Genomic DNA, 10087 nt, shown 5'->3' on the forward strand with positions numbered 1-10087 from the left:
GAGGACCTTGATAGTTCTAATATGATTCAACAATATAAGAATTTACTTGCAGATATTGATTGCTTGAGTATTTTCCAGGCGCCTATTATTAAGGGAAGTATTTATTTTTGTATTTATACCTGTAAAGATGATGGGCTTAGTAAAGAAGAATTAATAGATGATCCATCTGGGCTGGAGGCTGCGAGCAGTTGCACTGGGATAGACATAAATTATCAAGACAAACACCATCGCTGGATAGCTAAACTGCCTCAATCGTTGCTAATTTTAGAATATGCCACAACACATCTTAATTTTAAGAATACATCTTCTCTCGGCAATAATGGTGTTAATGCGGAGCTGAAATGGTTCAATGAACTAGATCAGGAAGTTATAGTCCATCTTTCTAAGAATAAATTTAATATTAATTGGCAAGCTGCAAGATATATTAATTGAATTGCGAATTTAATTAAAGATAAAAATCACCGGGGGTGCATTGAGTCATCCATTGCTCTAAAACTTCTTCTGGTGTTTCCAGATCTTGATGCTCATCGATTAAATCCCATATTTCCCAGTAGATCTGCTCCACTTGTAGTGGTAAACCCTCATAGCCTTCTAAAGGATTTGCATCTGTTATTTTTTCGTGGATTAATAGCAATGATTTGAGTACTAAACCGGTTTTTCCTTGTATGGTGGGCATCTCATCCCATCTTTTTTTAATTAGGTAGGTCCATTGCTTTATAGCTTTTGGATCCTTCTCCTTTTGCTCAATTTGATTTTCTACTAGTGCAATGATCGGATCAGCGCCTGTTTCTGTTTTATTTGGATCAGTTAATACCCATAGCAAGCTTTTTTTCAGCAGTTTTCTTATGGGCATGGTGCGCATTTTCAATAAGATCACTTTAGGCAGTTACCACCCCAATTGCGCTCATCCACAGGCATTAGTGCATTTGAATTACTATTAATACCGAATGGAACAAGCTACAAGGGCTCTTCTGCAGGAATATTGCGAAAATTATTGGGATTTTGGCTTGGGTTTAAGCAGTGATTACCTTGAATTTTCAGATGAAAAATTTGATATTCTTTTAAATGTTGCTTCAAATCACGATCAAGCGATTAAGAAATGCACTCAAGAGCAACTCGCTCGTTTTCCATTGGAAATTGATTTTGAAGTAATTGTTGCACATGTTGTGTTGCAACTTAGTGATGATAGAATTATTGATTTTAAGCGTTTAGCGCTTGCTTTATGGGATCCACATAAAAAAGATTGCCCATTTAATGATCTCGAAAATTGCCAAAATTTGGCGTTTAATTTTATCGGGAAATATGCAGAATATGAATATTTGGGAAGCTTAGTTGCTCAAAATCTAGCAGATAGCAATTCAATAATTACTTCAAATATGCTGAAAGCTAACTCTATTTCGATAAAAGATCTGCTTAAAGATATTTAGTGTAAATAAGCGTTTATGCTTGCTGCTTGCCCTCCCAGAGCGGCGCCAAGCCAAGATTACGAGTAATTCCCGCGATTATCAGGAATCGGTGCTAGATTTGTAACAGATTCTTAAGCGCCAATGTTTTTGAGCTTGTTTGGTTTTTTATTTGCTGCACTGTCTTTTGTGCAAGTGCCTCAGTGGGATAACGACTGGACCAAATGTTCAGTAAACGTGCCCGATACCGCTTGCCATTGGTACGTGGTAAATCCGGATAATACTTTTGGCAAAGGTTTTAGTTGGATCACTGCCCCGGAATACGATGTTACGGCTTTACGTGATATCGGTTCCCAGCATGAACTAACAGTTGCCCAGGGTTTTAAAACTACTGTTGAATTAATGAATGCTGATACTTCAGTGAAGTATGGCGACGATTACTAAACTCATTTAGGTATCTAAACATGGCTCATGATTGGAATGCTTTATTTACTTCTTTGCCTAGTGACGAACTAGATAAGGTTGCTCTGCTTAGAATGATTGAGTGCACCAACGGTGTAATTCAACACCTTTTTAGAGACGAGGCTGAAGACGCTTTGTCTGTTGAAGAAACACGTATTGCAATGAAATTCTCGATGGGTTGCATCAAAAATATGAGTATCCCTTTGGGAGATGAGATGATTACTTTTGCACCCGCCACAGCAGATGCAATTGGATTATTGAGGCAACTATATGTAAGTGGCGTAAAAAACGGCAATCAAGCAGCTTTAGCTGAATTCTTTGTTGCATCAGAGGCCAATTTACGCGCTGTAGGAATTGAAAGAATCGAAGCAGCTAAAAGACAGATTTTTTATCATATTTATGAACTTCCCCCCCATACTCTCGATTGGGGTTTAGATTATATTCGTGGTTTTGTTGGCGCCTCTAAATAACTACTTTTTAGCTGTTGTTTAACTTTAGTTTAGTTATTGTTTGCTTGCAATCGTCCAAAAGCCAGTTGCTAATACCGCAAGTAAGCCCATGCTGGCTGCCCAGCTAGGGCTTAAGGCCCAACTCAATATCAGCTGAAAAACTATCCCCACACCTATGGCTAGAGCAACGCTGCTAATAATCAGCAAGAGCTGCCTTTGAACTTCCCCAAGTCCAGCTGTGATTAATTCTGCTTCAAACCTTGAGAGCGGTCCGCTTAGGGGCACATAAAATGCCAGCGCCCACAGGGCACTACCACTAAACAACACACTTAAATCAGCACTGGCTAGGGGCATTGCTATCCGTTGCTCGCTTTGCATCTTTAGCATCCATGAATCAATCTGAATTGGCTGTGTCGGAACCCTGGAGCTTTCGCGGCCACTCAATCCATTGCCTAGAGCGCAATGCCTCCGGCTCTGGAGTGCCGGTTCTACTAGTTCATGGTTTTGGCGCTTCTACAGACCACTGGCGCTTCAATATTCCTGCGCTACAAGCCCATCATCCGGTGCATGCGCTAGATCTTCTTGGCTTTGGCCGTAGTGCGAAACCATCTGGAGAGGCCTATGGCGGTGAGCTCTGGCGTGATCAGCTTTGCAGCTACGTAACTGAGCGCATCGGCAAGCCCACCGTTGTTGTTGGCAATTCCCTTGGCGGTTATGCCGCCCTTGCAGCCGGTGCTGCCTTGAAGCAGCAGTGCGCCGGAGTGGTGCTGCTAAATGCAGCCGGCCCTTTTAGCAGTGAGCAAAAGCCCCCTCAAGGCTTTGCAGCAATAGCCCGCAAAACAATTGGTTCCGCCTTACTGCAAAGCCCAGTTTTGCAACGTTTGATCTTTGAAAACCTGCGCCGGCCCGCCACGATTAAACGCACCCTCAATCAGGTTTATGTAGATAAAACCAACGTAGACGACTTTTTGATCGAAGCAATTCGGCGGCCATCGCTTGATCCAGGCGCTTTTGGTGTTTTTCGCACTGTTTTTGATTTCCCTAAAGGTGAACCGCTCGATCATTTATTTGCCGAGTTGCAGGCTCCTTTGTTGTTGCTCTGGGGCATCCGCGATCCATGGATCAATGCTGTAGGCCGTAGGGCTTTATTTCAAAGCTATGCCCCAAGCGCCACCACTGAAGTTGTATTAGAGGCGGGGCATTGCCCCCACGACGAACAACCAGCAGTTGTTAACAAAGAACTGCTGCAATGGCTTCAAACCCTCAACTGATTTTTTCTAATGGCCCTGCAACAGCTCACCAGCCCCTATCCCCATTGGTTATTTACAGACGCCAGCAGTGGCGATCAAATCCGTTTGGTGCCTGAGCGGGGTGGATTGCTTACCGGTTGGTGTTGCGGCGGCACTGAAATTGTTTATCTAGATGAGGCGCGTTTTCTAGATCCGAGCCAGTCGATCCGGGGTGGTGCACCGGTGCTATTCCCAATCTGTGGCAATTTGCCAAACGACCAGTTGCCCCTTGGCGATGGCCGTGTTGCCAGCCTTAAGCAACATGGTTTTGCCCGCACCATGCCGTGGCAGCTTTCTGCTTTGGAAGATGGTTGTGGTGTGAGGCTTGAACTCACCCACACCGCCACCACCATGGCGGAGTTCCCATTTGAATTCCTGCTGCAACTTGATTACCGCCTAGCTCCTGGTGCTCTAGAGGTGTTGCTCACGCTTCACAACCGCTCCAGCCAATCGCTGCCTTTTAGTTTTGGTTTGCATCCTTATTTCAATGTTTCCGATCTAACTGGCCTCAAATTTGAAGGAATGCCTGAGCAGTGCTTAAACCATCTGCAAATGGCCCCTGCCGCCACAGCCGAACAATTGCAAAATCTTGAACAGGGCATTGATCTACTGGTGCGGCCAGAAGCGTCTGTATCTCTTGTTGATATTGCGGCGAAACAACGTTTGCGGATGGAATTGAGCAAGCCCTGGAATCTGGCGGTGTTTTGGACTGACCCCCCCCGCAAGATGATTTGCATGGAACCCTGGACGGGCCCTCGCCAAAGCCTGATTAGTGGCGATAGCAAGCTTGAATTAGCGGCAGGCGCAAGCCAGGAATTGCAGTGCCGCTACGTGGTGGAAGGCCTGTAGCTGGAAAAGCACTGATAAATTTGCCAGTAATTAAGTGGTGGCGTTTGGGTGAGTGAAGCAAAACGGCGGATTAGCTATCGGCCCGATATCGACGCAATGCGTGGCATCGCTGTTTTAGCAGTATTTATTTATCACTTAAATGAAGCCTGGCTCCCCGGTGGCTTTGCCGGGGTAGATATTTTCTTTGTGATTTCTGGATATGTAGTAACAGGATCAATAATTGGCCATAGCACCGAAACGCCTTGGCAACAGCTAAGTGGTTTTTACCTGCGGCGTATCCGGCGGATACTGCCAAATTTGCTGGCATCTGTTGGGGTAACAAGCCTTGGTATTGCCCTATTGGTGCCGCCAACTGAAACTCGCAGCCTGTTTGGTGATGCCGTAAAAGCTTTATACGGTTGGTCTAACAATCGCTTTGCTGCCAAAGCAACCGATTATTTCGGCTTGGATTCAAATTTGAATCCTTTATCCCACACCTGGTCTTTAGGGGTGGAGGAACAGTTTTATCTGATCTTTCCGCTGCTGCTTTTACTGATTGGCATTGGCCGCAGGAGGGCTATACCGATATTGCTAGGGCTTGTAATTGCTTCGTTGCTGCTGAGTTTGTGGTGGACGCGGGAAGCACCGATTTTGGCTTTTTTCTTGATGCCAAGCCGGTTTTGGGAATTAAGCGCAGGTTCAGTGCTGCTGCTTGCCCAATTGCAAGGTTTCAAAGCGGGGAGCGGGAAAGCTTGGCTCAGGGGTATTGGTTATGGCCTGCTGCTGTTGGCACTATTTAAAACATCAGCGCAGCAGGGATTCCCTGCCCCTGGCGCACTTACGGCGGTATTAGCCACGCTGCTGCTGTTGCAGGCAGGTTTTCTTGCTGCCTCGCAACGCTTCTTGCCTTGGCGCTGGCTGGAGCGGGTATTGGTTGCCTGCGGTTTGCTTTCTTACTCGCTGTATTTATGGCACTGGCCGGTGCTGATCTTTTTACGTTGGACCTACGGCATCGATCGGGTTTGGTTGTATCTGCTGGCGATTGGTTTGTCTTTTGGCTTTGCCTGGTTGGCCTATGTGCTGATTGAGCAACCGGTGCGGCGTAAACCATTGGCGGGTCCGTGGCAGTGGGGCTTAGCACTGGCAGCAATTGGTTTTACCTGGACGGGTATCGATGCTTTGGCTCATCCATTTAGGGGCAAGCTTTTTCTTGGTAGTGGCCTTGATCCAGTGCCAAAACTAGAAAAGATTGCAGAACATCGCCCGGTGATTGTGGGCACTGAAATTAGTGATGCCAGCTGCAGTGTGGCGAACTGGACGCCTTACAGCACTGCAAGCCGCACCGATTTCAAGCGCTGCATAAAGGCGGGCCGCCCTGGCGCTGCAGAAATCTTTCTGCTCGGTGATTCCCATGCCCATCATCTGCTGCCAATGCTTGATGAGGTAACAAATAAGAGCAAGCAAGCAATTACTTTTACATTTAAAAGTAGTTGTTTGATAAGCCCTGATATCACGATAAGTTTTGACAACAAACCCTATGAGCCTTGCCGGCAATTTGCGGCCGGCGAAATAAATAGGGCAGTAGAAAGGCTCCAACCCGGCGACATAGTTTTGATTTCTACTTGGTTAAATAAGCAATTAGCTGATATTGATGGCCGCGGACGCCCCAATGATTTTCCGGTATATGTGGATGGCCGCAAGTTAAGCCCAGCTAAGGTGCGAGATGCTTACATAGCCAGCACCCGTAAGATTGCTAAACAACTGGCAGAAAAAGATATTCAACTAGTGCTTGTTGTCGATGTGCCTATCTTGGCAAGGGAGCCGGTTGTATGCGAAGCCTGGGCTAAGTTGCTTCCTAATCGTGAGGGGGGCACTTTCTGCTCTCCATCTGCTGCAATTACAGCTGAAATGCAAACCACCCTGCGCCGCAGCTTGGCCCAGGTAGCAAAAGGTTTACCAAATGTGCATATTTTTGATCCCACCGATTATTTATTATTTGCTGGCCGTGTGCAGCATCGCCGCATTAATGGCACCTTGCAGTATGCAGATAGCCATCATCTTAGTTATTCCGGTAGTAAAGATTTAGCAGCACCATTTCAACGTTTTCTTGAGGCTCAAGGTTTAGTTGCTGCAAACCCCAGGTAAACGGCCGCGGCATAGTTGTTGTAATGGATCAAATTGATATTTTACAGCTTCAATTACGCGCCGAGATGGTGCATCTTCCCAAGCGGCAATTGGGTGCTGGCTGGGCCCCTGCAGCACTGTTAAATAACCGCCAAATTGCTTGCAGGCCCGCCGCAAAGTTTCCACCTTGTAAGGGGCCATTTCGCTGAGTTTTGCTAAGCCAAGCCCGATGCCACTGGCAGCCCCCAGCTGTAGCTGCCAGCCCGTGGCGGCAGCTGATTGCAGCAAGCTGTGCACCTGAACAGGTTCAAGCCCCAGCCGCAGCAACCATTGATCTGCCGCTACCGGCTGTTCTGCTTCTGCGTTGCGGTGATCCAGCTCCAGGCCTAAAGGCAAAAGCTGCAGCAGCTGTTGCTGTTGATGTTGCAACTCAGTGTTATCAAGGCTCACCAGCCCAAGCATTAGTGCAGCTGCCCCTGGCCCCTGGCGCCACTGGATGAATTCCAAGGCCAAGGGGCTACGTAGCAACAAATGTTGGCGTAATTCTTGTAATTGCAACAGCGGCCCAGATACACGCAATAAACGGCGCGCTTGCGGCAAAGGCATTGTGCGTAGCGTGATTTCGCTGATCAGCCCAAGGCTGCCCCAGCTTCCTGTAAACAAACGCATGAGGTCGTAGCCGGCCACATTTTTCACCACTCGGCCCCCTGCTTTTGCTGCAGTGCCATCACTGCGCAGCAGGCTTAGCCCCAGCAATTGATCGCGCAGGCCGCGGTAGTGATGTTGCAAGCGGCCACTTAAACCCCGTGCCACCAGCCCGCCGATGCTGCTGGGCCCCGCCACCGGCGGATCTAATGGCAACCACTGCCCCTGTTCAGCTAATACCTGCTGCAATTGCTCTAGAGGCAATCCTGCTTCCACCGTTACGGTGAAATCATCCACCGCATGCTGCAATACCCGATTGATGCGGGCCATGCTCAGTGTTGGGCCGGCATCTGGCTGCAGCGCCGCACCCCAATGCAGATGATTACCAAAGCCACTAGGCACCCAGGGGCTGGCGCTGGCATGCAATTGCTGCACCAGTTGCATTAACTCATTGCGCTCTGGCGTTACAACTGGAACTTGATCCGGCATGCCGGCAGATGGAGCACAACCTCAAGATCATCGTCTTCGACGACGACCCCACTGGATCTCAAACCGTTCATGGTTGTTCGTTGTTGTTGGATTTCAGCAGCAACAACCTGAAGGCTGGCCTTGCGGATTCAGGGCCTTTGCTGTTTTTAATCACCAATAGCCGCGCTTTAGAGCCAGCCCAGGTGGTGGAGTTGTTTACAACGATCAGCAAACGCTTAAAACCACTTCTTGCTGAATTGGATCGGCCTTGGCTGGTGGTGAGCCGTGGTGATTCCACCTTGCGGGGCCACACCCCCTTGGAGCAGGAGCTGATCTGCAGCTTGCTGGGGCCATTCCACGCCAATTTATTGGTGCCAGCTTTCCCGCAAGGGGGCCGCACAACGCTTGCGGGGCAACACCTATTGCATGGCGAGCCGGTGCATCTGAGCCCCTTTGGCAAAGATCGCCGTTTTGCTTACAGCAGCAGTGATCTAGGCCAATGGCTGGAATTTAAAAGTGGCGGCCGGCTTAAGGCTGCTCGCATTAAAAATTTGCACGCCGCTGATTCATTGGCGGATTTAGCAGCTGGGGAATGGGCGGTTGTTGATGCCCAAACCCCCCAAGATCTTGATGATTTAGGAAAATCGCTGCGGCAGGAATTGCTTGAGGCCGGTAAACGACATTTCTGCCAAAGCGCCGCCAGCTTGTTAAACGGCTTGGCCCAAATTCCTGCCATACAGTTTTCGCTGGCTCAATTGCCCCCCCGCCAAGGCCCAGGCCTGGTGCTGGTGGGATCCTATGTACCCCTTTCGGATCAACAGCTGGAGTTGCTGCTAGCTGAACCAAGTTGCCGGGGTGTGGAATTTCCAGTGGATCAATGGCTTGCAAATCCTGCAAGCGAACCCCTAGAGCTGGGGCTGCGGCAGCAATTGAGCGCAATTGCTACCGCAGGCCTCACGCCGGTTTTATTCAGCAGCCGCGGCGAACGCCAGGCCATCAGCGCTGATCAGCAAAACCAGCTCGCCCTTGCCATGGCCGAATTGGCCTTGAGCTTGCCACCACCACTGGCTTATCTGATCGCCAAAGGTGGCACCACCAGCTTCACCTTGTTGCGTGATGGCCTTGGTTTGGAGCGGTTGAGGCTTTTGGGGCAGTTGCTGCCAGGGTTGTCTTTGCTGCAAGCCCAACCGGCCCATTCGATTTGGGGTGAAATGCCGATCGTTACCTTTCCCGGCAATCTCGGTGATGCCAGCAGCCTTAAGAAATGTTGGCAACTATTCGAGCAGTGGCGGCTGGGTGCCTGATTACTGCAATAAACCCGCACTGCGGGCTAGTAATTCCATCGGATGGGCCACGGGCAAGGGATCTTTTTGCTTTTGCATGTGTTGGCGTATCTGCAGGCTGCAGCCGATATTGGCGCTCGCAACGATTGCGGCGCCGCTGGCCCTTAGATCAGTGGCCTTTATTTCACCCAGCGCAGCAGCTTCTTCTGGTTGCACCAAGTTGTAGATGCCGGCACTACCGCAGCAAACTCCTGCTTCCACAGCTTCTTTTAAAATCAAGCCAGGAATTGCTTTTAGTAATTCCCGCGGTTGTTCAGTTATTCCTTGGCCGTGGATCATGTGGCAAGCATCGTGAAATACCACCACCGGTTCGGCTAAAGGTGTAAGCCGCGCTTTGAACTCTGCACTTAAGCCCAGTTGCATAAGGAATTCGTGCACATCCAGAACAGGAGCTGTGAAGCCTTCTTGCCCGGCTAGTAATTGCGGATAGCGCTTAAGGGTGTGGCCGCAGCCGGAAGCGGCCACAAGAATTGCATCCAGCGCTTCTGTGGCGGCCGCGGCATTAAAGATCCGCACCAAATCAATGGCCAGGCTTTGGGTTTGGAGCAGTTCCCCTTGATGATCACTCACTGCGCCGCAACAGCCCTGGCCTGGCGGCAGCAACACCTCCACCCCATTGGCTGCGAGCACCGCCAAGGTGGCTGCATTAACGGCTGGATCAAATACCCGCTGCACGCAACCAAGCACCAAACCAACCCTGGCGCGGCGGGGCCCATCAGCAGGAATCAGCCCCGCAGGATCAGGCCCAAATGCCCCAGCTGGCAAGGGGGGCAACAATTTTTCTATCGCTGCAAATTCGGCTCCAAATAGGCGGGTAATGCCAGTGCGGCGGGCCAACTTTTGAAGTGCTGAATCGCTGTAGGCGCGCAGTGGCGAAAGTATTGCCCGCAGCCTTTGCGGATAGGGCAGCAAATTCAAGAGCAAATGGCGCAGCTGCCGTTGAAAGGGGCTACGAAGAGCTGGGTTATTCAGTTTGGGTCGCACTTCCGCTAGTAATTCGTCGTATCGAACCCCAGCGGGGCAAGCGGTAACGCAGGCAAAACAACCAAGGCAGCTATCAAAATGACCCGCAACCG

Annotated in this window: 12 protein-coding genes; 8 read left to right on the forward strand and 4 right to left on the reverse strand. The window is 49.5% G+C overall.

The window, feature by feature from the left end:
* A partial coding sequence (locus KB557_RS06430; RefSeq protein WP_255132441.1) for a hypothetical protein occupies positions 1-432 on the forward strand: 432 nt, incomplete at its 5' end.
* Between the two features lie 13 nt (positions 433-445).
* Here the strand turns inward: KB557_RS06430 and KB557_RS06435 are convergent.
* Positions 446-868 (reverse strand): hypothetical protein, encoded by a 423-nt coding sequence (locus tag KB557_RS06435; protein ID WP_255132442.1) that lies wholly within the window; start codon positions 866-868, stop codon positions 446-448.
* A gap of 79 nt (positions 869-947) precedes the next feature.
* Here KB557_RS06435 and KB557_RS06440 point away from each other — a divergent pair, with 79 nt between their 5' ends.
* The 3 genes from KB557_RS06440 (at position 948) to KB557_RS06450 (ending at position 2335) form a co-directional block, all read left to right on the forward strand.
* Entirely contained in the window at positions 948-1427 is a 480-nt protein-coding gene (locus tag KB557_RS06440; RefSeq protein ID WP_255132443.1) for a hypothetical protein, read from the forward strand.
* A gap of 120 nt (positions 1428-1547) precedes the next feature.
* Positions 1548-1847 carry a hypothetical protein gene (locus KB557_RS06445; protein ID WP_255132444.1) on the forward strand — a complete coding sequence of 100 codons (300 nt, stop codon included), beginning with the start codon at positions 1548-1550 and terminating at the stop codon, positions 1845-1847.
* A gap of 20 nt (positions 1848-1867) precedes the next feature.
* Positions 1868-2335: a hypothetical protein gene (locus tag KB557_RS06450; protein ID WP_255132445.1), complete on the forward strand. Its 468-nt coding sequence runs from the start codon at positions 1868-1870 to the stop codon at positions 2333-2335.
* 33 nt (positions 2336-2368) lie between these two features.
* Here the strand turns inward: KB557_RS06450 and KB557_RS06455 are convergent, their stop codons facing one another.
* Entirely contained in the window at positions 2369-2668 is a 300-nt protein-coding gene (locus tag KB557_RS06455; RefSeq protein WP_255132447.1) for a hypothetical protein, read from the reverse strand.
* Positions 2669-2703: 35 nt separating this feature from the next.
* Here KB557_RS06455 and KB557_RS06460 point away from each other — a divergent pair, with 35 nt between their 5' ends.
* From KB557_RS06460 to KB557_RS11200, 3 genes are read left to right on the forward strand one after another with little or no spacing between them, the layout of a single operon-like run.
* Positions 2704-3585, forward strand: coding sequence for an alpha/beta fold hydrolase (locus KB557_RS06460; protein ID WP_255132449.1), 882 nt, complete (start codon positions 2704-2706; stop codon positions 3583-3585).
* Between the two features lie 9 nt (positions 3586-3594).
* Entirely contained in the window at positions 3595-4452 is an 858-nt protein-coding gene (locus KB557_RS06465) for a galactose mutarotase (protein WP_255132451.1), read from the forward strand.
* A 48-nt stretch (positions 4453-4500) separates the two neighbouring features.
* Positions 4501-6576 carry an acyltransferase family protein gene (locus tag KB557_RS11200; protein WP_255132453.1) on the forward strand — a complete coding sequence of 692 codons (2076 nt, stop codon included), beginning with the start codon at positions 4501-4503 and terminating at the stop codon, positions 6574-6576.
* Here KB557_RS11200 and KB557_RS06475 read toward each other — a convergent pair.
* Complete coding sequence (locus KB557_RS06475) at positions 6553-7689, reverse strand: FAD-binding oxidoreductase (protein ID WP_255132454.1); 1137 nt, start codon at positions 7687-7689, stop codon at positions 6553-6555. The two genes, KB557_RS11200 and KB557_RS06475, sit on opposite strands and share 24 nt — an antisense overlap.
* Before the next feature lie 8 nt (positions 7690-7697).
* Here KB557_RS06475 and KB557_RS06480 point away from each other — a divergent pair, with 8 nt between their 5' ends.
* A complete protein-coding gene (locus KB557_RS06480; protein WP_255132457.1) occupies positions 7698-8972 on the forward strand; it encodes a four-carbon acid sugar kinase family protein in 1275 nt (424 codons plus the stop codon).
* Here KB557_RS06480 and KB557_RS06485 read toward each other — a convergent pair.
* Positions 8973-10087, reverse strand: a 1115-nt coding sequence (locus tag KB557_RS06485) for a (Fe-S)-binding protein (RefSeq protein WP_255132459.1), incomplete at its 5' end; no start/stop codon positions are given.

This window comes from Synechococcus sp. Cruz CV12-2-Slac-r (assembly GCF_024346075.1).
GTDB lineage: Bacteria > Cyanobacteriota > Cyanobacteriia > PCC-6307 > Cyanobiaceae > Synechococcus_D.